The organism is Mesorhizobium sp. M1050 (genome assembly GCF_040318715.1).
Classification (GTDB): domain Bacteria; phylum Pseudomonadota; class Alphaproteobacteria; order Rhizobiales; family Rhizobiaceae; genus Mesorhizobium.
On record NZ_JAMYMV010000057.1, the window covers coordinates 14,115 to 39,027 of the forward strand.

The window sequence follows — 24,913 nt, forward strand, 5'->3', positions numbered from 1 at the left end:
TGCGCTCGCCCCTGAATTGACAGAGACGTCCTCCGCTGCCGCCGCTATACCACCTATGTATTGCCTCCATTGACGACCGTGCAAGTCTTGCCCCTGCGGCAAGGCGGCGAAAGATTTGCCGTCGAGAAATACTTCCTGCCGCGACCGTTGTCCTGCCGCACACCCGGCGGCTCGGAAGTGCGCGCGGCATCAATATCGTCAGATCGGCAATCAATAAAAAAATGCGGTCGTTAACAATCTCGTGATTAGAAAAAACTGCTAATTTTTTCTGCGTTTAAGCGAAATCGCGGATTTTTTTCCTGCTTCCCGCGGGGTAAGCAAACGGGGTGTTCCAAAGCCGGAAAAACGGTGCTTATATGCGCGCTTCGCGAGCCTGATAGAGGGGCTTGGAAGAACATCAGGGAGTGCTCAATGAAGAAGAAACTGACTTTTGCAGCCGCGTTGCTGGCTGCAAGCGTCCTGGGCGGCGTGGCCAACGCGAAAACTCTGGTCTATTGCGCGGAAGCTTCACCGGAGGGTTTCGACCCGGCGCCGTATACCGCCGGCCAAACCTTCGACGCATCCTCGCGCACCGTCTTCAACCGCCTTGTCGAATTCGATCACGGCAAGACGACGATCTCGCCGGGCCTGGCTGAAAGCTGGACGATCTCCGACGATGGCAAGGAATACGTCTTCAAGCTGCGCAAGGGCGTCAAGTTTGCCGCCACCGACTATTTCACTCCGACGCGCGACTTCAACGCCGACGACGTGGTGTTCTCCTTCCAACGTCAGGTCGACAAGAACGGCCCGTGGTTCCAATACATCCCGGGCATTGCCTACCAGTATTACAATGACCAATTCGGCGACAACATCACCAAGGTCGAGAAGGTTGACGACTTGACGGTAAAGTTCACCCTCAAGGAGCCGGCAATCACCTTCATTCCGACGCTGGGCATGGACTTCGCCTCGGTCGTCTCCAAGGAATATGCCGACAAGCTGCAGGCCGACAAGACCCCGGAACTGTTCAACCAGAAGCCGATCGGCACCGGCCCGTTCATCTTCGTCGACTACCAGACCGACGCAGCCATCCGCTACAAGGCCAACCCGGACTATTGGGGAGGCAAGCAGAAGATCGACGATCTGGTCTTCGCCATCACCACCGATCCGGCAGTGCGCGCGCAGAAGCTCAAGGCCGGCGAATGCAACATCATGTCATACCCGGCACCGGCCGATATCGCCGGCCTGAAGGCTGAACCAAGCCTGAAGGTCGACGAGCAGGAAGGCCTCAATGTCGGCGCGCTGATGTACAATACCCAGCAGAAGCCGTTCGACGACGTGCGCGTCCGCAAGGCGCTCAACATGGCCATCAACAAGAAGGCCATCATCGACGCCGTCTTCCAGGGCGCCGGCCAGGTGGCGATCAATCCGATCCCGCCGACCATGTGGTCGTACAACAAGCAAGTGAAGGACGATCCGTACGATCCGGAAGCGTCCAAGAAGCTGCTTAAAAAGGCCGGCGTCAAGGACCTCAAGATGAACGTCTGGGCCATGCCGGTGTCGCGCCCCTACATGCCGAACGCGCGCCGCACCGCTGAACTGATCCAGTCGGACTTCGCCAAGGTCGGCGTCACCGTCAACATCGTCAGCTACGATTGGGGTGAATACCTCAAGCGCGCTTCCGCGGTCGATCACGACGGCGCCGTTATCGTCGGCTGGACCGGCGACAATGGCGATCCGGACAACTTCCTCGGCGTGCTCCTGAGCTGCGCTTCCGTCGGTTCGAACAACCGCGCGGAATGGTGCAACAAGGACTTCGATGCGCTCATCAACAAGGCCAAGACCGTTTCGGATCAGGCTGAGCGCACCAAGCTCTACGAGAAGGCGCAGGTTATCTTCAAGGAACAGGCGCCCTGGGCGACACTCGCTCACTCCAAGGTGTTCATGCCGATGCAGAAGACCGTCACCGGCTTTGCGATGGATCCGCTCGGCATCCATCGTTTCGACGGCGTCGATATCGCCGAATAAGGTTCGCGAAACGGGGGCGTCACCGCATGGTGGCGCCCCCACTCGCCCGCCATGCTGCGTTATATCCTCGGCAAGCTCGCCCTCATCATCCCGACCTTCATCGGGATAACCATCCTCGCCTTTGGCTTCGTGCGCATCCTGCCCGGTGATCCGGTGCTGGTGCTTGCGGGCGAACGCGGCCTGTCGCCCGAACGCCACGCGGCGCTGATGCACCAGTTCGGCTTCGATCTGCCGATATGGCAACAGTACCTGACCTATTTGACCAACATCCTGAGCGGCGATTTCGGCACCTCGTTTTCGACCAAGACGCCGGTGCTGAGGGATTTCCTGATGCGCTTCCCGGCAACGGTCGAGCTCGCCATCTTCGCCATGATCTTTGCCGTTATCCTGGGCGTCGCCGCCGGCATCTTCGCCGCGATCCGCCGCGGCTCCTGGTTCGATCAGCTGACCATGGGCACGGCGCTGGCAGGCTATTCCATGCCGATCTTCTGGTGGGGTCTGCTGCTGATCATCGTGTTTTCCGGCGCGCTGCACTGGACGCCGGTTTCCGGCCGCATCGACCTTCTCTATTTCTTCAAGCCGGTGACCGGCTTCATGACCATCGATTCCCTGATCTCGGGGCAGAAGGGCGCCTTCCGCTCGGCGCTGTCGCACCTTGTACTTCCGACGGTCGTGCTCGGCACCATCCCGTTGGCGGTCATCGCCAGGCAGACGCGCTCGGCGATGCTTGAAGTGCTCGGTGAGGACTATGTGCGAACGGCGCGTGCCAAGGGTCTGGCGCCGCGCCGTGTCATCGGCCTGCATGCCTTCCGCAATGCGCTGATCCCGGTCGTCACAACTATCGGCCTGCAGGTCGGAACGCTGTTGACTGGCGCCATCCTGACCGAGAGCATCTTCTCCTGGCCCGGCATTGGCAAATGGATGATCGACGCTATTTCCAAGCGCGACTATTTCACTGTGCAGGGCGGGTTGCTTTTGATCGCGTTGATCGTCATGTCGGTGAACCTCATCGTCGACGTGCTCTACGCCGTCATCAACCCACGTATCCGGGCCAACTGACATGAGCAACGAAGGCCCAGCCACCATTGAAGCCGTGAGCGTCGTCAAGCCGCAAGACGCCAGGCTGCAGATGCTCGGCGAGTTCTGGCACTACTTCTCCGTCAACAAGGGCGCGGTGATCGGGCTCTTTGTCTTCGCGCTGCTGATCCTGATCGCCATCTTCGCGCCGCTGCTGGCGCCGCATTCGCCCGACGATCAGTTCCGCGACTTCTTCCTGACGCCGCCGGCCTGGCAGGAGGGCGGTAATGCGCAGTTCCTGCTCGGCACCGACGCCGTAGGCCGCGATATGCTGTCGCGGCTGATCTACGGCTCGCGCTTTTCGCTCGCCATCGGCTTCGTCGTCGTCACGTCAGCGCTGATCTCGGGCGTTATCCTCGGCCTGCTCGCCGGCTACTGCCGCGGCTGGGTAGACACGCTGATCATGCGCATCATGGATATCATCCTGGCCTTCCCGTCGCTGCTCTTGGCCCTCGTGCTGGTCGCGGTGCTCGGGCCTGGCCTTGTCAACGCCATGATCGCCATCGCCTTTGTGCTGCAGCCGCATTTCGCCCGGCTGACCCGCGCCGCCGTGATGGCCGAGAAGAATCGCGAATACGTCATCTCGGCCAAGGTCGCCGGCGCCAGCCATCTCAGGCTGATGCTGGTCACCATTCTCCCCAACTGCATCGCGCCGTTGATCGTGCAGGCGACGCTGTCCTTCTCCAACGCCATTCTCGAGGCCGCCGCCCTCGGCTTTCTAGGCATGGGCGCGCAGCCGCCGACGCCTGAGTGGGGTACCATGCTGGCCGAGGCGCGCGAGTTCATCCTGCGCGCCTGGTGGGTGGTGACATTCCCGGGTCTCGCCATCCTGATCACGGTCTTCGCCATCAACCTGATCGGCGACGGCCTGCGCGATGCGCTCGACCCCAAGCTGAAGAGGTCGTGAGCATGCCTCTGCTCGAGATCAAGAACCTTACTGTTTCCTTCGACACGGCGGCCGGACCGTTCATGGCCGTGCAAGGCATCGATCTCGCGATCGAGCCGCGCGAAGTGCTGGCGATCGTCGGCGAGTCCGGCTCCGGCAAGTCGGTGGCGATGCTGGCGGTAATGGGCCTGTTGCCCAACACGGCAACGGTCAAGGCCGACCGCATGGCCTTCGACGGCGTCGATCTTTTGGAGCTCAGCCCGTCCGAACGCCGCAAGATCGTCGGCAAGGACATTTCGATGATCTTCCAGGAGCCGATCGCCAGCCTCAACCCATGCTTCACGGTCGGCTTCCAGATCGAGGAGGTGCTGCGCTTCCACATGGGCATGGATCGCGCCCAGCGCCGGGCGCGGGCCATCGAACTGATGAAGCTGGTCGGCATCGCCGATCCGGAAGAACGACTGAGCTCGTTTCCGCACCAGATGTCCGGCGGCCAGTGCCAGCGCGTCATGATCGCCATCGCCATTGCTTGCAATCCGAAACTGCTGATCGCCGATGAGCCAACCACCGCGCTCGACGTCACCATCCAGAAACAGATCCTCGATCTGCTGGTCTCGCTGCAGGCCAAATACGGCATGGGCCTGATCATGATCACCCACAATATGGGCGTGGTGGCTGAAACCGCCGACCGAGTCATCGTCCAGTACAAGGGCCGCAAAATGGAAGAGGCCGACGTGCTGTCGCTGTTCGAGTCGCCGAAGAGCAATTACACGCGGGCCTTGCTGTCGGCCTTGCCGGAGAACGCTGTCGGCGACCGGTTGCCGACCGTGTCCGACATGCTGTTCGAGCCGGCGCCTTCGGCTGCGGGAGCCGCGTGATGAGCACGACTGTTCTCGAAGGTAAGAACATCGTCCGCGACTATCACATCGGCGGCGGCCTGTTCACCGGACCGCGCACCGTGCATGCGGTCAAGGGCGTCTCCTTCACGGTGGACAAGGGCAAGACGCTGGCCATCGTCGGCGAAAGCGGCTGCGGCAAGTCAACACTAGCCCGCATCATCACCCTGATCGATCCGGCGACAGCGGGCGAGCTGTTTATTGACGGCAACAAGGTCGATATCGCCAAACACGGCCTGTCGAAGGACATGCGCCGCAAGGTGCAGATCGTCTTCCAGAATCCGTACGGATCGCTCAATCCGCGCCAGAAGATCGGTGACGTGCTGGGCGAGCCGCTGCTCATTAACACCGACAAGCCGGCCGCCGAGCGGCGCGACCTGGCGATGAAGATGCTGAAGAAGGTTGGGCTCGGCCACGAGCACTACAACCGCTATCCGCACATGTTCTCGGGCGGCCAGCGCCAGCGCATCGCCATCGCCCGCGCGCTGATGCTCAACCCGAGCCTGCTGGTGGTGGACGAGCCGGTCTCGGCGCTCGATCTTTCGGTGCAGGCGCAGGTGCTCAACCTGCTCGCCGACCTGCAGGACGAGTTCCAACTGACCTATGTCTTCATCAGCCATGATTTGTCCGTGGTGCGTTACATCGCCGACGACGTGATGGTGATGTATTTCGGCGAAGCGGTCGAATACGGCTCGCGCGACGAGGTCTTTGCCGACCCCAAACACAGCTATACGAAGACGCTGTTCGCCGCGACGCCGCGCGCCGACGTCGCCTCGATCAAGGCAAGGCTGGCGAAGAAGAAGGCAGCTTAGCGTCTTTTCGTCATGCTAGGGTCTGCGGGACACCTCGCTCCTTGCTTCGCCCAGGGATGACGACGCTGGAGTAGCCGCCTCACGACAATTTGGCGATAATGGCGCGCAGCGCTTCGCCGAAGCGGCGGACTTCCTCGACCGTGTTGTAGTGGACCAGCGAGGCACGGATAGCGCCACTGTCCATGGACAGGTTGAGGCGCTTCATCAGCCGTGGCGCGTACATGTGGCCGTCGCGGATGCCGATCTGCATCTCGGCCATTTCCTCGACGATGCGCTGCGGCGACAGTTTGCCGATGTTGAAGCAGAAGGTCGGCACGCGCTCGGCGATGCGGGCTTCGTCGGCAACGCCATAGATGGTCGCGCCGCAATGTTTCAGCACGGCAAGCATCTCGCGTGCCAGCACCAGTTCATAGTCGCGGATGGCGCCCATGCCGGCAACGATGTTGTCGCGCCGCGACCGGTTGTTGGAGGGCGCCAGATTGCGTCCGATCAGTTCCATATACTGTACGGCGGCATCCATGCCGGAGACGTTCTCGTAGATGAAGGTGCCCGCCTCGACCTTGTAGGGCGGCTCGTCGGGGATGAAGTCCTCGCGGAAGGTCGGCAGTCGCTTCAACGTTTCGAAGCGGCCCCACAGGAAACCCATATGCGGCGAGAAATGCTTGTAGCCGGAGCAGACGAGGTAGTCGCAATCCCAGGCCTGCACGTCGATCAACCCGTGCGGCCCGTAATGCACGCAGTCGAGGAAGACTTCGGCGCCGGCCGCGTGCGCGATCCCAGCAACTGAAGCGACATCGACGATCGAGCCGATCGAGTGCGCGGTGACCGTGCAGGCGACCAGACGGGTGCGGTCGCAGACCAGCGGACGCAGGTCGTCGACATGCAGATTGCCGTCCTCGCGCATGCGCCACCATTTGAATTTCGCACCGGCCGATTCCAGCGCCAGCCAGGTGGCGATGTTGGCGTCGTGATCCATGTCGGTGATGATGATCTCGTCACGCTCCCCGAGCATCTGGCCGATGCCGAGGCTGACCAGGCGAATGAACGAGGTGGCATTCATGCCGAAGCAGATTTCCGCCGGACTGTAGGCATTGATGAGCAGCGCCACGCTCTCGCGTGCGTCCGCGACCGACTGGTCGACGGTGACGCTGCGGCCATAGCGGCCGCCGCGCTGCACGTTGTGCGAAACCAGATGGTTGGTCACAGCGTCGAGCACGCTCTGCGGGATCTGGGCGCCGGCGGCGTTGTCCATGAAGACGAAGTCGCCGGCCCGCTGCAAGGCTGGAAACATCGCGCGGATGGTGTCGACGGGGAACGTCGTGGCGTTGGCATTGTCGGTCTGGTGCTTGTTCACGGGGCAGGCTCCTGCGAAGGACTTGGGGGTGGAATCAGCTGGCGAGGTCAGCGAGTCTTTCCGGTCTTGAAGCGGTCCTCAAGCAGGCTGACGAGGCGGACCATCGGCCAGAGGAAGATGAGATAGACAAGAGCCGCGCCGATCAGCGGCGAAGGATTGGCATAGAGCGACTGCGCGTTGGTCGCTTCCTTCAAGAGCTCCGGCAGCGCTACGGTGGAGGCGAGCGAGGTGTCCTTGAACATCGAGACGCAGTTGCTGGTCATTGGCGGGATAACGACGCGGATAGCTTGCGGCAGCACCACCTTGCGCAGGGTCAGCAGGAACGGCAGGCCAAGCGCCTGCGCCGCCTCGAATTGGCCATGCGGAATGCTTTCGATGCCGGAGCGGAACACCTCGGCCGAATAGGCCGACATGATGATGGCGAACGCCGTCACCGCCGACGCCCAGGACGATAGCCGGATGCCGAGGAACGGCAGCGCGTAATAGATCAGGATCAGCACGACCAGCACCGGCAGGGCGCGGAAAATGTCGGTGTAGCCGACCGCAAGCCACCGCAGCGGCTTCGGCGCATAGAGCCGCAGCAGGCTGATCACCAGGCCGATAGGGATGCCGATGCCGATGCTCAAGATGCCGAGCAGCAGCGTGTTCAGGAAGCCGCGCAGCAGCGCCGGCAGACTGGACATGATGACATCGGGGTTGAAGAAGGTGTCGAGCAGCGACATGGGAGCGTTCCCGAACCCCAGAGCAAAGAATGCTCGCGTTAAAATCAATCGGCCTCACCGAAGGCGAGGCGGTCTGCGACGGGAGCCGGCGTCAGAGCGTGAAATGAATCGTGCCGGCCTGGACCGCCGGCACGATGTCAATGCATTGCCGCTCAGGCCTTCGGCAGCGGCATTTCCTTCACGGTCGAAGAGTCGGCGGGCGCGTCGCTGCCGAACCACTTCTTGTGGATCGCGGCCAGGGTGCCGTCCTTCTTCATCGCGGTCAGCGCGTCGTTCAGCTTGCCGAGCAGCGGATGGTCCTTGGTCATCATCAGCCCGTACTGTTCGCCGGTCTTGATGCGCTCCTTGACGGTCAGATCCTTCATCTTGGTGAAGGAATACTGCATGCCCGGAATGTCGCTGACGGCGGCATCGACGCGGCCGGCGCTGAGGTCGAGCAGCAGGTTCTGCTGCGTGTCGTAACCTTTCACGTCGGTGAAGCCGTCGGCTTCCTGATGCGCCTTGACCCAGGTCTCGCCGGTCGAGCCGGACAGCACACCGACGATCTTGCCCTTGAGGTCGGCTTCGGCCTTGATCGGGCTGTCAGTCTTGGTGGCGATGCCCATGTCGGAATCATAATAGGGCTGGGTGAACGACTGCGACTTCAGCCGCTCCGCCGTAATGGTGATCGAGGAGATGGCGACGTCGATGCGCTTCGATGTGGTGGCGGCGAACAGCGCCTGGAAGCCGAGATCGGCGATGTCGGTGGTTGTGCCAATGCGCTTGGCGGCTTCATTGACGATATCGACTTCGAAGCCTTCGAAGGTGCCGCTCTCGTTCTTGTATTCGAAGGGCGGATTGGTCGGATAGGCGCCGACATTGAGCACGTCGGCGGCATAGGCGGTGGCGGGGCCGGTGGCGATCCCGATGGCGGCGGCGAGAAGAAGCAATTTGCGACGAGTGAAGCTCATTTGTGTTCCCTCTGTTGTTGATCGGGCGGGTTGCTCCCGCACGGTTTTTTGCCGCCCCGCTTCGGGCAGGGCGTCAATTCATGGCAGCGACCATGCGGTCGAGAGCGGTCGCTATCTGCTGACGTGCACGGCAGGCGCACATGCGCGGGAAGGCCGTGGCGACGTTCTCGATGTGCACGTCGCGGATCTGGGCGCGCAAACCGTCGAAGGCATAGCGCGCGCTGGACGATGACTGGGGCACTATGAACGACAAGGACTGAAACCCCTCCCACCACGATGGACTGGCAAGCAAGCCCTCCGGCACGGCAATAGCCATCGATTTTGGAATGCTTATCCAAAGTGCCGCGGTTTTCAAGGCGAAAGTTTTAAGCTTAAAAAGTTTGACCGGACTGTTGCCCGGTCGATACGCCCCTGGCCGTGCTCGTGTCGCGCCAGTTCGGCTCGCGTCGTTGAAAGAACCTTCGGACGCACCAGCCTCGCCATCGCGAGGCGAAGCTATTTCATGCTTGAAATATTTTTGCGGAGCCGTAGCGTGCGATCTTCGGCGGGAGGTCGCGACATGCACAAACCACACCCATTGCACGGCCCGAACAGGCTGAAGCTCGGCGTCTTTTCGACCAATGCGGATGGCGGGCTTGCCATAACCGACGTGCCGGAACGCTGGACGGCGAGCTGGCAGGACAATCTGACCGCGGCGCAGATCGCCGACCGTGCCGGCCTGGAATTCATGCTGCCGATCGCGCGCTGGCGCGGTTTTGGCGGTCGCAACAAGGTGCGGGAATGGTCGTTCGAGACTTTCACCTGGGCGGCGGCGCTTGCCATGGCCACCGAACAGATCGGGCTGTTCATGACCGTGCATGTGCCGCTCGTGCATCCGCTCTACGCCGCCAAGGCGTTGGCGACGGTCGACCACATCAGCCAGGGCCGCGCAGGCTTGAACATCGTCTGTGGCTGGAACCCGAAGGAATTCGGCATGTTCGGCACGCCGCTGGTCGAGAAGGGTTATGACCAGGCGGCCGAATGGATCCAGATCCTCGAAAAGCTTTACGCCTCGGCCGAGCCGCTCGATTATGAGGGCACCTACTATCGCCTCAAGGAAGCCGTCAGCCGGCCAGCCAGCCTGCAGCTTCCACGACCCGTGACCATGAACGCAGCATTCGGCGGGCCCGGGCGGGATTTCGCCGCCGCCAGATGCGATTATCTGTTCACGACCTTTTCCGAGATGAGCGATGCCGGCAAGCATGTCGCCGATATCAGCGAGCGGGCGGACAAGGCAGGCCGCGATGTCGGCGTCTATACCGTGGCGCATGTCGTCTGCCGCGCGACGATGGAAGAGGCGCGGGCCTATTACACGCGCTATGCGGTTGATATGGCCGATCACGACGCGGTCGACGCCCATATGGCCGGCAAGAAGGAATTCTCGCAATCGCATGACCCGCATGCCTATGACCGCTACCGGCAGCGTTTCGCCGGCGGCGCGGGCACTTACCCGCTGATCGGTACCCCTGAAACGATCGCCGCCGACATGGTCGCCATTGCCCGGCACGGCTATCAGGGCATCGCGCTGTCCTTCGTCAATTACACGCAGGAACTGCCCTATTTCTGCGATCACGTGCTACCGATTTTGAGGCAGGCAGGATTACGCGAATAATTTATTCCTAGGCCAGCCAATAGATTATTCCGGAACGACGGCGGTAGCCTGGATTTCCACCTTGGCACGGTCCTCGACCAGCGCCATCACCTGCATGGCGGCCATCGCCGGAAAATGCCGGCCGATCACTTCGCGATAGACCTCGCCAATACCCTTGAGGCTGGCGAGGTACTCGGCCTTGTCGGTAAAATACCAGGTCATCGAGGTGATGTGCTGCGGTCCGGCGCCGGCCTCCGCCAGCACTGCCACGATGTTGGCAAGTGTCTGCCGGACCTGGCCGACGAAGTCGTCGGTCTCGAACTGGCATTGCCCGTTCCAGCCGACCTGTCCGCCAACGAAGATGAGCTGCCCGCGTGCCGCGACGCCATTGGCGTAGCCGACAGGTTTTGCCCAGCCTTCCGGCTGCAGAATCGTATGCATTCAAAACCTCCCCGGTATTCCGAAAACCAAGTCTGAAAATCGCTCGTTAATTTCTCGCCGTCAGGCCGCGCCCATCACTTGCCGCGCAATCACCACTTTCTGCACGTCGGAGGCACCCTCGTAGATGCGCAGCGCGCGGATTTCGCGATACAGGCTCTCGACGATATGGCCCTTGCGGACACCGTCGCCGCCATGCAGCTGTACTGCTCTGTCGATGACGCTTTGGGCGTGGTCCGTCGCATATAGTTTCGCCATGGCCGCTTCGCGCGTCACTCGCGCGGCACCCATGTCCTTGGTCCATGCGGCGCGGTAGACCAAAAGGGCGGCCGCATCGACGTCGAGCGCCATGTCGGCGATATGGCCCTGCACCATTTGCAGTTCGGCCATCGGTGCGCCGAATAGTTTGCGTTCGGCGACCCTTTTGATGCTCTCGTCCAGCGCACGGCGGGCAAAGCCGAGGGCTGCCGCTCCGACAGTCGAGCGGAACACGTCGAGCACCGACATGGCGATGCGGAACCCGTCGCCCGGTTTGCCGATCAGCGCCGAGGCGGGAAGGCGGACTTGGTCGAACGACAGCCGCGCCAGCGGATGCGGCGCAATCACTTCCAGCCGTTCGGCGATGCCAAGGCCCTTGGCGTCGCCAGGCACGAGGAAGGCGGAGAGCCCCTTGGCGCCCGGCGCCTCGCCGGTGCGGGCAAAGACGACATAGAGATCGGCGATGCCGCCATTGGAGATCCAGGTCTTTTCGCCGGACAGCACATAACTGTCGCCGTCGCGGGTCGCCGTCATTTCGGTGTTGGCAACATCCGATCCCGAGCGCGGCTCCGACAGGGCGAAGGCGGAAATCGCCTTGCCGGCACGTGTCTTCGAAAGCCATCGCTGCTGTTGCGGCGTGCCGAACAGGCTGAGCGCGCCGGTACCGAGCCCTTGCATGGCGAAGGCAAAGTCGGCCAGCCCGTCATGGCGGGCGAGCGTCTCGCGCGTGATGCACAGAGTGCGCACGTCTAGTGGTCGCGGATTGTCGGTGTCGATTGCCGTCGGCCTCAGCCAGCCGTCCCGGCCGAGGTTCGCCACCAGCTCGCGGCAGGCGGCGTCGACATCATGGTGATCGACGGGGAGGTTTTTCGCGCACCATGTCTCCAGTTGGTCGGCCAGGGCGCGATGGTGGTCTTCGAAGAACGGCCAGGAGAGGAAGGAACGGTCAGGCATGGATATTTCTTTCTCCGCCCCGTTCCCGCACACCCCCCTCTGTCCTGCCGGACATCTCCCCCGCAAGGGGGGAGATTGGCAACTTCAATCTTGCCGTCCATCCTGCAACGCCGGCGATCGGTGAAAGCGATGCGTTCAGCTGATCTCCCCCCTTGCGGGGGAGATGGCCGGCAGGCCAGAGGGGGGTGCCTGGGCGCGAACCGCTCATCCTCAATCCCCTTCGAACACCGGCTTTTCCTTAGCCACGAAAGCCCTGTAGGCGCGCTCGAAGTCGCGGGTCTGCATGCAGATCGCTTGCGCCTGAGCTTCCGCTTCGATCGCCTGGTCGAGGCCCATCGACCATTCCTGGTTGAGCTGCGTCTTGGTGATGCCGTGGGCGAAGGTAGGGCCGGAGACGATGCGCGCCGCCATGTCGAGCGCGTCGGCCTCCAGCGATGCGGCATCGACCAGCCGGTTGTAAAACCCCCAGCGCTCGCCTTCATCAGCGGTCATGGTGCGGCCGGTGTAGAGCAGTTCGGCGGCGCGGCCCTGGCCGATGATGCGCGGCAGGATCGCGCAAGCGCCCATGTCGCAGCCGGCAAGTCCGACGCGGGTGAACAGGAACGCGGTCTTGGCTTCCGGCGTGGCGATGCGGATATCGGAACTCATCGCGATGATGGCGCCGGCGCCGACCGCGACACCATCGACCGCCGCAATGATCGGCTTGCCGCAATTCAGCATCGCCTTGACGAAATCGCCGGTCATGCGGGTGAAGGCGAGAAGCTGCTTCATGTCCATCTTGACCAGCGGGCCGATGATGTCGTGGACATCGCCGCCGGAGCAGAAATTGCCGCCATTGGACAGGAACACCACGGCGTCGACGTCGTCGGCATAGACGAGGTCGCGAAACGTGTCGCGCAGCTCGGCATAGCTGTCGAAGGTCAGCGGGTTCTTGCGCTCCGGCCGATCGAGCCGGACCTTTGCGATCCTGCCCTCGACCTCCCACAGGAAATGCTTCGGCTTGCGCCCGGCCATCGCGGTCATTCGCGTCCCTCCCAGTTGCTGCGGAACGAGGTCAGCATGCCGGTCAGCCGGCGCGCGTCGTCCTCGCTGACCTTGCCCAGCAATTCGCCGATCCAACTTTCATGCGCCGCGGCGATGGTGGCAAAGGCCTGCGTGCCTTCCTCCGTCAGCCGCACCATCGACGTGCGGCGGTCGCCATTGCGCCGCGCACGCGCGACTAGCCCTTCCGAGACCAGCCGGTCGACGATGCCCGTGACATTGCCATTGGAGACCAGCAGGAAGCGCGATAGGTCGCTCATAAGCATGCCGTCCGGCGCGCGGTAGAGCGCTGCCATCACGTCGAAGCGCGGCAGCGTCGTGTTGAACTCCTTCTTCAGCCGCTCGCGCAGCTCGGCCTCGATTGTGCGCGAAGCACGCAGCAGCCTTATCCAGAGACGCAGCCGGTCCTTGCCGGGTCCAGACGGTGCGGGCAGGGGGCCGGCTACCATGTTTCGCCTCCTGAGATGGAAATCGCCTGTCCGGTGATCGATTGGGCGGCGTCGCCACACAGCCACAGCACGGCGGCGGCGACCTCTTGCGGCTGGATAAAGCGGCCTTGCGGATTGGTCGAGGCAAGGCTCGACCGCGCTTGTTCGGCTGAGCGGCCGGTCTTCTCGACGATGCGCTGGATGGATTCTTCCAGCATTTCGGTTTCCACAAAGCCCGGGCACACCGCGTTGACGGTGACGCCGGACTTCGCCGTCTCGGCAGCCAGCGCCCGCATCAGGCCGATGACGCCATGCTTGGCAGCGACGTAGGGCGCGACGTAGGCGTAGCCTTTCAGCCCTGCCGTCGAGGCGATGAAGATAATGCGACCAGTCCCCCGCTCGGCCATGCCGGCCAGCACCGGCTTCACGGTCAGGAAAGCGCCGGTCAAATTGACGTCGAGTGTCCGCTGCCAGTCGTCGAGTGCGGTCTTGTGCGCCGGCTTGCTGCCGGCCATGCCGGCATTGGCGACGACGATGTCGAACGGCCCACGTGCAGCTTGTGCCGTTTCATAGAGCGAGACCATCGCCGCCTCATTGGTCACGTCGGCGGCGATGCCGAAGATGCGGCCGTTCTTGCCAGCGACCTTGGCGAGCTCCGCTTCGCGGCGGCCGCAGATGGTGACGTCGATGCCGGCACCCGCCAGCGCCAGCGCGATGGCCCGGCCAACACCGGAGCCGCCGCCGGTGACCAGCGCATGCTTGCCCGCTATCATGTGCCAATCCTCGAAACTTGACGCCACGTACCCCCACCCCTAACCCTCCCCACAAGGGGGAGGGAGAAGGCTACGACAGCGCCCATCCATTGCAAACTTCTGCGGTTTCGGAAGAGCCCATTGCGACTTGGTCCCCCTCCCCCTTGTGGGGAGGGGCTAGGGGTGGGGGTACAGCGCCGACGTAGCAAGCGAAAAGCACTCATACTTTCAGCCCCGCCGCCGCATCACGCTCGGCCAGCCGGTAGATCTGATCGCGTCCCGGCAGATAAGGATCCGGCCATTTGACGCCACGGTCGCCAAGCGTGACAGCCGCATGCAGGGTCCAGTAGGGGTCGGCGAGATGCGGCCGTGCCAGCGCCACCAGATCTGCGCGGCCGGCCATCAGGATCGAGTTGACATGGTCCGGCTCGTAGATGTTACCGACCGCCATGGTGGCCATGCCGACCTCGTTTCGGATGCGGTCGGAAAACGGCGTCTGGAACATGCGGCCGTAGACGGGCTTTGCCAATGCCGATGTCTGGCCGGCGGAGACGTCGCAGATGTCGATGCCGGCCTCATGCAGCAGACGCGCGATCTCGACCGCGTCGGCCGGTGTTACGCCTTCGATGCCGACCCAGTCATTGGCCGAAATGCGCATCGAGATCGGCTTCTCCGCCGGCCAGGCGGCGCGCACCGCGCGGAAGACTTCGAGGGGATAGCGCATGCGGTTTTCCAGCGAACCGCCATAGGCATCCGTGCGCCGGTTGGTGACCGGCGTGATGAAAGACGACAAGAGATAACCATGCGCGGCGTGGATCTCCAGCATGTCGAAGCCGCAACGGTCGGCCATCTCGGCGGAGGCCACGAATTCGTCGCGCACTCTGTCCATGTCGGCGCGGTCCATCGCCTTCGGCACTTGGTTCTGCGGAGACCACGCCACGGCCGAGGCCGCCATCACCGGCCAGTTGCCTGATACCAGCGGCACGTCGGTGCCCTCCCAGCCAAGCCGGGTCGAACCCTTGGCGCCGGAATGGCCGATCTGGGCGCAGATCTTGGCTTCGGTCTCTGTGTGAACGAAATCGACCAGCCGCTTCCACGCCAATTCATGCTCGGGCGCATAGAAGCCGGGACAGCCGGGCGTGATACGGCCTTCGGGGCTGACGCAGGTCATCTCGATGTAGATGAGGCCGGCGCCGCCTTTGGCCCGTTCGGCATAATGGGTGAAATGCCAATCGGTCGGGCAGCCGTCGACAGCCTTGTATTGCGCCATCGGCGAGACGACGATGCGGTTTTGCAGCTTTAGATCGCGCAGCTTGAACGGCGCGAACATCGGCGCGCGGCGTATGCCGACGGCGCCCGCCTGGCGCTGGAACCATTCCTCCGCGCCGCCTAGCCATTCGGCATCGCGCAGCCGCAAATTCTCGTGGCTGATGCGCTGTGAACGGGTCAGCAGCGAATAGTTGAACTGCACCGGATCTAGGCCGAGATAGCGCTCGACCTCCTCGAACCATTCGAGCGAATTGCGCGCGGCCGATTGCAGCTTCAGCACCTCGGTGCGGCGGGCATCCTCATATCTGCGGAACGCGGCCTCAAGGTTCGGCTCGGACTCGACATACTCGGCCAGCGCCACCGCGCTTTCCAATGCGAGTTTAGAGCCCGAACCGATCGAGAAATGCGCCGATGCCGCCGCATCGCCCATCAGCGCAAGGTTCTTGTAGGACCAGCGTTCGCACAGCACGCGCGGAAAATTGATCCAGGCCGAACCACGGATATGGTTGGCATTGGTCATCAGCGCGTGGCCGCCAAGATGTTTTTCGAAGATGCGCTCGCAGACGGCGATCGATTCCTGCTGCGACATCGCACCGAAGCCGAAGGCAGCCCAGGTCTGCTCGCTGCACTCGACGATGAACGTCGCGGTATCGCTGTCGAACTGGTAGGCGTGCGCCCACACCCAACCATGTTCGGTTTTTTCGAAAATGAAGGTGAAGGCGTCGTCGAATTTCTGGTTGGTGCCGAGCCATACGAACTTGCATTTGCGGGTGTCGATGTCGGGCTTGAAGATGTCGACGAAAGTGTTGCGCGCCCTGGAGTTCAACCCATCGGCGGCGACGACCAGATCATGCGTTTCCATGTAAGGTCGGGGATCGGCAATGTCGGTCTCGAACAGGAGCTTGACGCCGAGTTCTCGGGCGCGGCGCTGCAACAGGATGAGCAGCCGCTTGCGGCCGATGCCGCAAAAGCCATGCCCGGTCGAAACCGTGCGCACGCCGTCATGAATGACGGCGATATCGTCCCAGTAAGCAAAGTGCTTCTTGATCCAGACGGCGCTGACCGGATCGTTTTTCGACAGATTGTCGAGCGTCTCGGCCGACAGCACGACGCCCCAGCCGAACGTGTCGTCGGCGCGGTTGCGCTCGAACACCGTCACATCGTGCGCGGCATCTCTCAGCTTCATCGAGATGGCAAAGTAGAGGCCGGCTGGTCCACCGCCGAGAACCGCAACCTTCATGTCTGCGATCTCCTCTTCGCTTACTGGTTTCAGTATCGCGCTGGCGGCAAATTATTTCAAGCTTAAAGTTTCATATCGAAATGATTCAACGTCGCACCTGTTTGGCGTGCTCGCGAAACATCCGCAAGCACGCGTTGCCATCACTTTCCGGGTTCTTCGGGCTCCCTAGATCGTCTCGGCGCCATTGTCGTAGGCCATGCCCGAGGCTGATCGCTTTCAGTTGTCTGGAGTCGAGGATGGTCTGGCCGGCGGCCGCATGTCCGAGGCTCGCTTTTCGGCGTGCGTGTGCATTCATGCCGGGGCCTTGGCGGCGGCAGGGATGTCCAGCCAACCCGGGTCGATTTCCGGCAGCGGAATGGCTGCGATGAGATCGCGCGTGTAGGCCTGCCGTGGATTATCGAACAAGGCATCGGTGGCACTGGCCTCGACGATCATGCCTTCGCGCATGACGATCACTTGCCGGCACAGCCGCCGAATGACGGACAAATCGTGGCTGATGAAGGCGACGGTCAGACCCATCTCGGCCGCAAGCTTTTCCAACAGGGTCAGGATCTGCGCCTGGGTCGACACGTCGAGGCCGGAGACGATCTCGTCGGCCAGCACGAATTTCGGCGACAGCGCCAGGGCTCGGGCAATGCCGACGCGCTGGCGCTGGCCGCCCGACAGTTCGTGGCGGTAACGGCTGGCAAAGCCCTGCGGCAGGCCGACGCGCTGCAGCGCCTCGGCGACGCGGGCCTTCAGATTGTCGCCAAGCCCGTTCTGCTTGAGGGGTGCCGCGATGATGCTGGCGATGGTGCGGCGCGGGTTGAGCGACGACATCGGATCCTGGAAGATCATCTGCAGGTCACGGCGCAGTGGCCTGAGCTCCGCCTCAGGCAGATGGATGATATCGCGGCCCTCGAAACTGATGCTGCCGGCACTGGGCTCCAAGAGGCGCACCAGAGCGCGGCCGAGCGTCGACTTGCCGGAGCCGGATTCGCCGACGATGCCGGTGACCGAGCCCTTGGGCAGGTCGAAATCCAGGCCCTTCAGGATCTCGGCCAGCGGCGCGCGGCCAAACAGCGGCTTGCGCGTCATGTCGGGCAGGGCAACCTTCAGCCCACGTACGGAAAACAGCGGCTCAGCCATGCGGGCGCCCCCAGGCCTGGTCGGCGGCCGCAATCTCGGCGGCCAGCCCGGCCAGCACCGCCTCGTCCACCGGCTTCAGCGAAGCGTATGGGTCGGTGTAGCGCGGCGTCGCCGCCATCAGCGCCCGCGTATAGGGATGCTGGGGTGCTGCGAAGAGCGCAGCCGTGTCGGCCTCTTCCACCACCTTGCCGGCATAGAGCACCGACACCTTCTGGCTGATCTTGGCGACGACGCCGAGATCATGGGTGACGAACAGGATCGCCGTGCCGTGCTCGCGTTGCAACGCAGCGATCAGCCGCAGGATCTGCTTTTGCACGGTGACGTCGAGCGCCGTCGTCGGCTCGTCGGCGACGATCAGCCGTGGTTCGGCGGCGAAGGCCGCGGCGATCAGCACGCGCTGGCGCATGCCGCCGGAAAGCTCGTGCGGATAGCTTTTGAGCACACGGTCGGGGTCGCGGATCTGCACCTCGTCCAGCAACTGCCGAGTGCGCCGATCAGCCTTGTCGCCACTCCAGCCGAGTATGCGCACCAGCCGGTCCGTCATCTGCGGACCGATGCGGCGTGACGGGTTGAGTGCGGTCAGCGGATCCTGCGGGATCAGCGCCGTGCGGGCACCGATCAGCGTGCGCCGCGGCTTGGGCTGAAGCCGGCTGAGGTCTTCGCCCTCAAGCAGCATGTCGCCTTCGACAATGCGCACGCTCGGCGGCAGCACGCCAAGCACCGCCTTGCCGATCATCGTCTTGCCGGCACCGCTCTCGCCGACCAGCGCGCGGACTTCGCCGGGCTGCACGGCAAGCGACACCGAGCGCAGCACGCGCTGGCCGTTGGGCAGCACGGCGCTCAGATCCCTGATTTCGAGACAGGCGCTCATCGCAGCACCGGATCGAAACGTGCCTTCAGCGCTTCGCCGAACTGGCTGAACGACAGCACCGTCAGGATTAGCGTGATCAGCGGGAACACCAGCACCCACCAGGCCTGATGGATCGACAGCCGGCCCTCGGCGATGATGCCGCCCCAGGTCGGATCGTCGGTCGAGATCGACAGATTGACGAAGGACAGGATCGCCTCGACGATGACCGCGATGCCCATTTCCAGCGACAGCAACGCCACGATCGACGGCACCACATTGGGCAGCACTTCGCGCAGCATGATGCCGATGCGGCCATAGCCGGCGATGCGGGCGTTCTCGACATAGTCCATGCGCGACTGGCCCATCGCCTCGGCACGGATGACGCGGCAAAAACGCGTCCAGTCGATGATGGCGATGGCGAGGATGACGGAGCTGAGGCCTGTGCCCAGCACCGCGACCAGAAGGATGGCAAACAATACCGGCGGAAACGCCATCCAGACATCGACGATGCGCGAGATGATGCGGTCGGCCCAGCCGCCGAAATAGCCGGCGACCAGCCCCAGCGTCGAGCCGACAAGGCAGGCGGCGATGGCCGCGGCGAAAGCGACGATGAAGGCGATGCGGCCGCCGAAGATCAGCCTGGATAACAGATCGCGGCCGAGGCTGTCGGTGCCGAGCCAGTAGCCGGGCTCGGCTCCATCGATCCAGAACGGCGGCAGACGCTGGAGCATCAGATCCTGCGCCAGCGGGTCCTGCGGCGCCACCAGCGGCGCGAAGATCGCCGCCAGCAGCGCCAGCAGCAGCCAGCCGCCGGCAAGCCACAGCTTTGCGCCCGAGCCATGCCTTGAAATGGGGCCATCATCCATGGCGCAGCCTCGGGTTGAGCAGCGCGTACATCATGTCGACGGCAAGGTTGATCAGCACGAACAGCAACGCGAAGACCAGCACGATGCCCTGGATCAGCGGCAGGTCGCGGTTGATGACCGCGTCGATCGCCATGTTGCCGAGGCCTTCGTAGGAGAACAGCCGCTCGACGATGACGGTGCCGCCGATGAGGAAGGTGAACTGCACGCCGACCAGCGTCAGCGTCGGCAGAGCTGCGTTCTTCAGCGCCTCGCGTAGGATGACCTGCGTTTCCGAAAACCCCTTCACCCGCGCCAGCACGACATAGTCGAGGTCGAGCACTTCTTTCAGCGACTGTTTCAGCAACTGCGAGATGATCGCCGCCAACGGCAGCGCCAGCGCCACCGCCGGCATCAGCATGTGTTTCAGGAGATCCCAGGTGAGGTCGAGGCGCAGCCGAAGCAGGCTCTCGAACAGATAGAACTGGGTGACGAAGGGCAGGTCGAGTTGTGGCGATACCCGGCCGGAAATATCGAAGATCGGCACCAGAACGCCGAACAACAGGATCAGCACCAGGCCCCACAGGAAATCGGGAATCGAAAGCGCCGCGCCGCTGGCAATGTCGATGCCGGCTTCCACCGCCGTGCCGCGTTCGCGCGCGCCGAGGATCGCCGTGGTGCCGCCAAGTGCCACCGCCATCAGGAGTGCAACGATGGCGAGCTCCAGCGTCGCCGGCAGCCGGTTGAAGACGAGGCCGAGCACGTCTTGCCGCAGCGAAATCGAAGTGCCGAAATCGCCCCTGACGACGCCGGACAGCCAGATGAAGAACTGCTGCACGATGGTCTTGTCGAGGCCGTAGAGCGCGCGCAGCCGTGCAATGTCTGCGTCTGTCGCGCCGGGCGGCAGCATCATGGCGATCGGATCGCCGGGCGCTACGCGGATCACGATGAAGACGACGACGGCCACGCCGAACAGCGTGATCAGCATCGTCAGGAGACGGATCAGGAATCTTTGCAGGAGCATGTATGTCTTTGCAGGAGCCCGCTGGCTCGTATGCCGGATAGAAAATGCGCGCCGTCGCTATGGACGGCGCGCCGCAATTTCAGGCCGGTTAGGCCGGGGTCATCAGGGCCGGCAGCAGCGCGCCGGACACATGCTGGACCACGTTGACGCCCTTGGCATGTACGATCGGCTGCGCGTACTGCATCAGCGGCAGCACATAGGCCTGTTCGGCGATATATTTGTCGACTGCCTTCCAGCCGGCGATGCGCTTGGCCTCGTCCTTCTCGCCCCATAGCGGGTTGATCATGTCGATCAGGTCCTGGCTGTCCCACACCGAATGCGGGCTCGGGCCATACATGGCAAAGCCGGTCGAGGTGGTCGGATCGCCGATGGCATTGCCCCAATTGTAGAAGGCGGCCGGTGCCAGCTTGTCTGCGGCGCGCAATTCGTAGTGCTTGGCGATCTCGTAGACCTCGATCGACGCCTCGATGCCGACCTTGCGCCACATGCCGACGATCGCCTGGATCATCTCATAGTCCTTGGGCTTGAAGCCCTTGGTCGTCTGGATGGTGAACTTGACCGGCTTTTCCAGTGAATAGCCGGAGGCGGCGAGCAGCTCCTTGGCCTTCGCCGGATTGTGCTCGACCTTGATCGACGCGTCGTAGGCCGCGTATTCCGGCGTCTCCAGCGTGTCGATCGGCTGGCCGTAGCCGCGCAGCAGGCGGTCGACCAACAGCTTCTTGTCGATCGACATGACGGCCGCCTGGCGCACGTTCTTGTCCAGCATCGCCTCGATGTCGTTGAAGAAGATCATGCCGATGTCGGAGACGTTCTTGCACGAGCCGGCCAGCCCGTCCTTGGCGATCAGGCGGTCATATTCCTCATAGGGAATTTCGAGCGTCACCTGCGAGGAACCGGACTCGATCTCGGCGACGCGGCTCGCCGCGTCAGTGACGAACTTGATCGTCATATTTTCGAAGGCCGGCTTGCCGCCCCAATAGTTCGGGTTGGCCTTCAGCCGCAGGAAGGCGTTGCGCTCGAATTTTTCGACCATGTAGGGGCCGGTACCGATCGGCGCCTTCTCGAAACCTTCGGCGCCCACCTTCTCGTAATAGGCCTTCGGCATGATGTAGCCGGTCAGGAACGACATCCATTTGAAATACACCGGGTCGAACTGCACGACGTCGCCGATGATCTTGTTGCCGTCGATCTTGAAGTTGTTGACGTTCTTCCACACGAACTGGATCGGGTTGCCGGTCTTTTCGTCACCCGCCCGCTGCAGCGACCAGACCACGTCTTCGGCCGTGAACGGCGAGCCGTCGTGCCAGGTCACGCCTTCGCGTACCGTCATCATGATCTTGGTGCGGTCGTCGTTCCAGCCCCATTCGGTGAGCAGTCCCGGCGCGAAGGACAGGTCTGGCTTCTGCGGGATGAATTGGTCGAACACCGACTGATAGAGCCCCTGGATCGTCGGGTTGACGGCAGAGGGGCCGGTGGTCGGATCCCAGGACGGCAGGTTGACGTTATAGGCGATGGTCAGTTCACCGGCGGCCGCCTTGGCGATCTGCGGCAGGCCGACGGCGGCGACCCCGAGTGCCGCGGCACTGTATCCAAGCAATTCGCGTCTGTTGATTGTCATGGTCGTTCCCCTTGTTGGTTTTCTGTTTCGTCGCGCGGCAATGTCAGTTCATTGGTTCAGTCTTCGTGGGCAGCGGCGCCTTGCCTCTCGTGGCCTCTATCGATCGTCGCTCCTACCTCCCGCCAAGCTGTTGTGCGAGCATGTATCCGGAAGCCGCACCGGTGCCGGCGCCGGGCCATGTCGCGGCACCAGTCAGATGGAGATTGCCGATCGGCGTGTTCCAGCCGGCGTAGCCGCGCGCCGGGCGGTACAAAAAGTTCTGCGCCAGATGATGGCTGCCGCAAACCTGGTCGCCACCGACGAGGTTCGGGTTTTCACGCTCGAGATCGATGGGCGAGAAGACGGCGCGGCCGAGGATCTTGTTTCGTAAGCCAGGCGCGTAGGTCTCGATGATGTCGAGGACGCGTTCGGCGTAGACCTCCTTGACCTTATCCCAATGTGCCGGCGCGATCTTGCCGGCGGCATCGTCGGTGATTTCGGCGGGCAGCATGCGCACCTGCACCCACAGCACATGTCTGCCTGCAGGCGCCCGCGACGGGTCGATCGCTGTCGGCTGGCCGACGACCAGCACCGGTTCGTCCGGTAGCATGCCCGCCAATGCCTGCTGATAGGTGCGTGACATGGCATCGAGCGACGGCGACAGATGCACATAGGCGAACTGCCGCAGCTCCGCTCCGGCGCGCCAGTCCGGCAATTCATCGAGTGCCAGATGGATCATCATCGTGCCCGGCGCGTGGCGGAATTTCTGCATCGCCGTGTCGAAGCCGGCGTCGCCTGAACCATCCGGCAGCAGCTTGCCGGTCAGCGCCTTGGGCGCGACGTCGGCGATGACAGCCTTGGTGGCGGTATGCGTCTCACCGGAAGCGAGCCGCACGCCTGTCGCCTTGCCGGCGGAAACCGTGATCTCGGCCACTTCGGCGCCGATGACGATCTTGCCGCCGGCAGACCTGACCATGCCCGACAATGCCCGGATGATGGTGTCGGCGCCGCCCTTGCCCAGCACCATGCCAAAGCTCTGGTTGGCCATCGATTCCAGATAGGGGAACACGGCACCGCCGGCGATGTCGGGAGCAAAGTCGAGATGCATGCCCCAGGTGGCGAGCGTCGCCCTGATATGAGGCGACTCGAAGTTTTCCTCCAGCCAGGCGCGGGGTGAGGACAGCAGCAGCCGTCCCGTATCGAGCGCCCCCGACATGCCCTTCTTGCGCCACAGGTTCCACGCGGTGCCGGCAAGAGCACGTGCGCTCATCGGCGAACCCAGCAGCCGAAACAGGTGCTCGGCCTCCGCCGGGAAGGCAGAGACCAGTCGGCGCCACGTCGCGGCATCGGCCGCGGAAAAGGCGGCCATGCGGGCAGTGGTCTTTTCCAGATCGTTGCTGACGCCGAACCAGCGGCCGTCCGGAAAGGCGCTGGCGAAACAATCGGCGACCGGCGCGAATTCCAGTCCCTGTGCTTTCAATTCATTTGCATATTTCCGGTGGAAGGCCGAGCCGGCAAACAGGCTCAGATTCATCGCGCCGAAGTCGTGGCGGAAGCCGGGAAGGGTGAATTCGCGGGTCTGGACGGCGCCGCCGATTGTTGCACTGCGCTCGAAAATCCCGGTTTTCCAGCCTTTGAGCGCCAGATGCGCGGCGCATGCCAGAGTGTTGTGGCCCGCCCCGACAAAGATGGCGTCAAATTCGCTCACGCCCCGGTCCCATTTCCTTTATGCTTAAAGATAATTGCAGATGCATATGTTTTCGTCTAGTAGGATATTAAGGGCCGAGACGAGCCTTGATCATCACATGAAAGAGGGAACAGAGACCATGGATACCCAAAAACTCCTTGGCGAAGTCGCGGGCCAGCTTCTTTCAGGCGCCATCAAGGTGGTCGACCTGACGGCGCCGCTCGGGCCGGATACGCCGCTGATCAAGCTGCCGCCGGAACTCGCCGTCGACACGCCGAAGGTCGAGATCCATTCGATCTCCCGCTATGACAAGAACGGCCCGTGGTGGGCCTGGAATTGGCTGAAGCTAGGCGAACATTCGGGAACGCATTTCGATGCGCCGCAGCACTGGATTTCCGGCAAGGACTATGCCGACGGCGCAACCGACACCATTCCGGCGCAGAATTTCGTCGGCCCAGTCAATGTCATCGACTGTTCGAAGGAAGCCGCCGCCGACCCTGATTTCCTGCTCACCGTCGACCACATCAAGGCGTGGGAAGCCAGGCATGGCGCCATCAATGCCGGCGAATGGGTGGTGATGCGCACCGACTGGTACAAGCGCAACGGCTCGGAAGCCGAGTTCCTCAATGCCAACGAGACCGGCCCGCACACGCCCGGCCCGACAGCCGAGGCCATCCAGTTCCTGATCAGCAAGGACATCAAGGGCTGGGGCTCAGAGACGATCGGCACCGATGCCGGCAAGGCCGGCGGCATGGAGCCGCCATTCCCGGCGCACACGCTGATGCACAAGGCCAACCGCTACGGCCTCGCCAGCCTTTGCAACCTCGACCAGCTGCCGCCGAAGGGCGCCATCCTGATCGCGGCGCCGCTCAAGATCGAACACGGCACCGGCAGCCCGATCCGCGCGCTGGCGCTGGTGTCGAAGCAATAGGGCGAGGTGGGTCTTCGGGAGAAGATCATGTGTGTAGGCGAAACTGGGTTGATGGTGTGGCGCCGTAGAGCGCAATTCCACGCGCTTGAACTCCACTGCCTGCCGACGAAGAGCAGCCCCCAATGAAAGCCCCCGATCACATC

The 24,913-nt window shown here is 63.0% G+C and carries 23 protein-coding genes; 7 read left to right on the forward strand and 16 right to left on the reverse strand.

Annotation, left to right across the window (positions count from 1 at the left end; genetic code table 11):
• Positions 1 to 411: 411 nt before the first annotated feature.
• From NKH57_RS25280 to NKH57_RS25300, 5 genes are all read left to right on the forward strand, one after another.
• Complete coding sequence (locus NKH57_RS25280) at positions 412 to 2,004, forward strand: ABC transporter substrate-binding protein (protein ID WP_352604051.1); 1,593 nt, start codon at positions 412 to 414, stop codon at positions 2,002 to 2,004.
• Between the two features lie 51 nt (positions 2,005 to 2,055).
• Positions 2,056 to 3,063, forward strand: a complete 1,008-nt coding sequence (locus NKH57_RS25285) for an ABC transporter permease subunit (RefSeq protein ID WP_352948294.1) — start codon at positions 2,056 to 2,058, stop codon at positions 3,061 to 3,063.
• Between the two features lie 70 nt (positions 3,064 to 3,133).
• On the forward strand, positions 3,134 to 3,988 hold the full coding sequence (locus NKH57_RS25290) for an ABC transporter permease subunit (RefSeq protein WP_198032195.1): 855 nt from the start codon (positions 3,134 to 3,136) through the stop codon (positions 3,986 to 3,988).
• Between the two features lie 2 nt (positions 3,989 to 3,990).
• Positions 3,991 to 4,845, forward strand: a complete 855-nt coding sequence (locus NKH57_RS25295) for an ABC transporter ATP-binding protein (RefSeq protein ID WP_352948343.1) — start codon at positions 3,991 to 3,993, stop codon at positions 4,843 to 4,845.
• Positions 4,845 to 5,675: a dipeptide ABC transporter ATP-binding protein gene (locus NKH57_RS25300; protein ID WP_352948297.1), complete on the forward strand. Its 831-nt coding sequence runs from the start codon at positions 4,845 to 4,847 to the stop codon at positions 5,673 to 5,675. Before NKH57_RS25295 ends, NKH57_RS25300 begins: the two co-directional genes overlap by 1 nt.
• 79 nt (positions 5,676 to 5,754) lie before the next feature.
• On the opposite strand, the gene NKH57_RS25305 is transcribed toward NKH57_RS25300, so the two are convergent.
• The 4 genes from NKH57_RS25305 to NKH57_RS25320 all read right to left on the reverse strand — a co-directional run bounded on the left by NKH57_RS25305 (position 5,755) and on the right by NKH57_RS25320 (position 8,954).
• Complete coding sequence (locus NKH57_RS25305) at positions 5,755 to 7,029, reverse strand: cysteine desulfurase-like protein (protein WP_352948300.1); 1,275 nt, start codon at positions 7,027 to 7,029, stop codon at positions 5,755 to 5,757.
• A gap of 47 nt (positions 7,030 to 7,076) precedes the next feature.
• Positions 7,077 to 7,751, reverse strand: a complete 675-nt coding sequence (locus NKH57_RS25310) for an amino acid ABC transporter permease (protein WP_352948303.1) — start codon at positions 7,749 to 7,751, stop codon at positions 7,077 to 7,079.
• A 152-nt stretch (positions 7,752 to 7,903) separates the two neighbouring features.
• Entirely contained in the window at positions 7,904 to 8,701 is a 798-nt protein-coding gene (locus NKH57_RS25315) for an ABC transporter substrate-binding protein (protein WP_352831996.1), read from the reverse strand.
• Positions 8,702 to 8,774: 73 nt separating this feature from the next.
• Complete coding sequence (locus tag NKH57_RS25320; RefSeq protein WP_352831997.1) at positions 8,775 to 8,954, reverse strand: hypothetical protein; 180 nt, start codon at positions 8,952 to 8,954, stop codon at positions 8,775 to 8,777.
• Positions 8,955 to 9,260: 306 nt separating this feature from the next.
• Here NKH57_RS25320 and NKH57_RS25325 point away from each other — a divergent pair, with 306 nt between their 5' ends.
• A complete protein-coding gene (locus NKH57_RS25325; protein WP_352733582.1) occupies positions 9,261 to 10,352 on the forward strand; it encodes an LLM class flavin-dependent oxidoreductase in 1,092 nt (363 codons plus the stop codon).
• Between the two features lie 24 nt (positions 10,353 to 10,376).
• On the opposite strand, the gene NKH57_RS25330 is transcribed toward NKH57_RS25325, so the two are convergent.
• From NKH57_RS25330 to NKH57_RS25385, 12 genes are all read right to left on the reverse strand, one after another.
• Complete coding sequence (locus NKH57_RS25330) at positions 10,377 to 10,772, reverse strand: RidA family protein (protein ID WP_352733579.1); 396 nt, start codon at positions 10,770 to 10,772, stop codon at positions 10,377 to 10,379.
• A 60-nt stretch (positions 10,773 to 10,832) separates the two neighbouring features.
• Positions 10,833 to 11,981, reverse strand: a complete 1,149-nt coding sequence (locus tag NKH57_RS25335; RefSeq protein WP_352948308.1) for an acyl-CoA dehydrogenase family protein — start codon at positions 11,979 to 11,981, stop codon at positions 10,833 to 10,835.
• Positions 11,982 to 12,191: 210 nt separating this feature from the next.
• Positions 12,192 to 13,004 (reverse strand): enoyl-CoA hydratase family protein, encoded by an 813-nt coding sequence (locus tag NKH57_RS25340; protein WP_352948311.1) that lies wholly within the window; start codon positions 13,002 to 13,004, stop codon positions 12,192 to 12,194.
• Positions 13,001 to 13,471 carry a MarR family winged helix-turn-helix transcriptional regulator gene (locus NKH57_RS25345; RefSeq protein ID WP_352948314.1) on the reverse strand — a complete coding sequence of 157 codons (471 nt, stop codon included), beginning with the start codon at positions 13,469 to 13,471 and terminating at the stop codon, positions 13,001 to 13,003. The genes NKH57_RS25340 and NKH57_RS25345 overlap by 4 nt, the downstream gene beginning before the upstream one ends.
• Positions 13,465 to 14,223, reverse strand: coding sequence for an SDR family NAD(P)-dependent oxidoreductase (locus NKH57_RS25350; RefSeq protein ID WP_352948317.1), 759 nt, complete (start codon positions 14,221 to 14,223; stop codon positions 13,465 to 13,467). The genes NKH57_RS25345 and NKH57_RS25350 overlap by 7 nt, the downstream gene beginning before the upstream one ends.
• 199 nt (positions 14,224 to 14,422) lie before the next feature.
• The gene (locus tag NKH57_RS25355; RefSeq protein ID WP_352948320.1) at positions 14,423 to 16,711 is read right to left on the reverse strand and encodes a bifunctional salicylyl-CoA 5-hydroxylase/oxidoreductase; all 2,289 of its coding nucleotides are present in this window, start codon (positions 16,709 to 16,711) and stop codon (positions 14,423 to 14,425) included.
• A 291-nt stretch (positions 16,712 to 17,002) separates the two neighbouring features.
• Positions 17,003 to 17,839, reverse strand: a complete 837-nt coding sequence (locus tag NKH57_RS25360) for an ATP-binding cassette domain-containing protein (RefSeq protein WP_352948323.1) — start codon at positions 17,837 to 17,839, stop codon at positions 17,003 to 17,005.
• Entirely contained in the window at positions 17,832 to 18,710 is an 879-nt protein-coding gene (locus NKH57_RS25365) for an ABC transporter ATP-binding protein (RefSeq protein ID WP_352948326.1), read from the reverse strand. Before NKH57_RS25365 ends, NKH57_RS25360 begins: the two co-directional genes overlap by 8 nt.
• Positions 18,707 to 19,555: an ABC transporter permease gene (locus NKH57_RS25370; RefSeq protein ID WP_352948329.1), complete on the reverse strand. Its 849-nt coding sequence runs from the start codon at positions 19,553 to 19,555 to the stop codon at positions 18,707 to 18,709. Before NKH57_RS25370 ends, NKH57_RS25365 begins: the two co-directional genes overlap by 4 nt.
• Positions 19,548 to 20,555, reverse strand: coding sequence for an ABC transporter permease (locus NKH57_RS25375; protein WP_352948332.1), 1,008 nt, complete (start codon positions 20,553 to 20,555; stop codon positions 19,548 to 19,550). Before NKH57_RS25375 ends, NKH57_RS25370 begins: the two co-directional genes overlap by 8 nt.
• 88 nt (positions 20,556 to 20,643) lie before the next feature.
• Positions 20,644 to 22,173 carry an ABC transporter substrate-binding protein gene (locus NKH57_RS25380; RefSeq protein WP_352948335.1) on the reverse strand — a complete coding sequence of 510 codons (1,530 nt, stop codon included), beginning with the start codon at positions 22,171 to 22,173 and terminating at the stop codon, positions 20,644 to 20,646.
• 112 nt (positions 22,174 to 22,285) lie between these two features.
• Positions 22,286 to 23,860 (reverse strand): phytoene desaturase family protein, encoded by a 1,575-nt coding sequence (locus tag NKH57_RS25385; RefSeq protein ID WP_352948338.1) that lies wholly within the window; start codon positions 23,858 to 23,860, stop codon positions 22,286 to 22,288.
• Between the two features lie 118 nt (positions 23,861 to 23,978).
• Between NKH57_RS25385 and NKH57_RS25390 the strand changes: the two genes are divergently transcribed.
• Positions 23,979 to 24,770, forward strand: a complete 792-nt coding sequence (locus NKH57_RS25390; protein ID WP_352948340.1) for a cyclase family protein — start codon at positions 23,979 to 23,981, stop codon at positions 24,768 to 24,770.
• Positions 24,771 to 24,913: the final 143 nt, after the last annotated feature.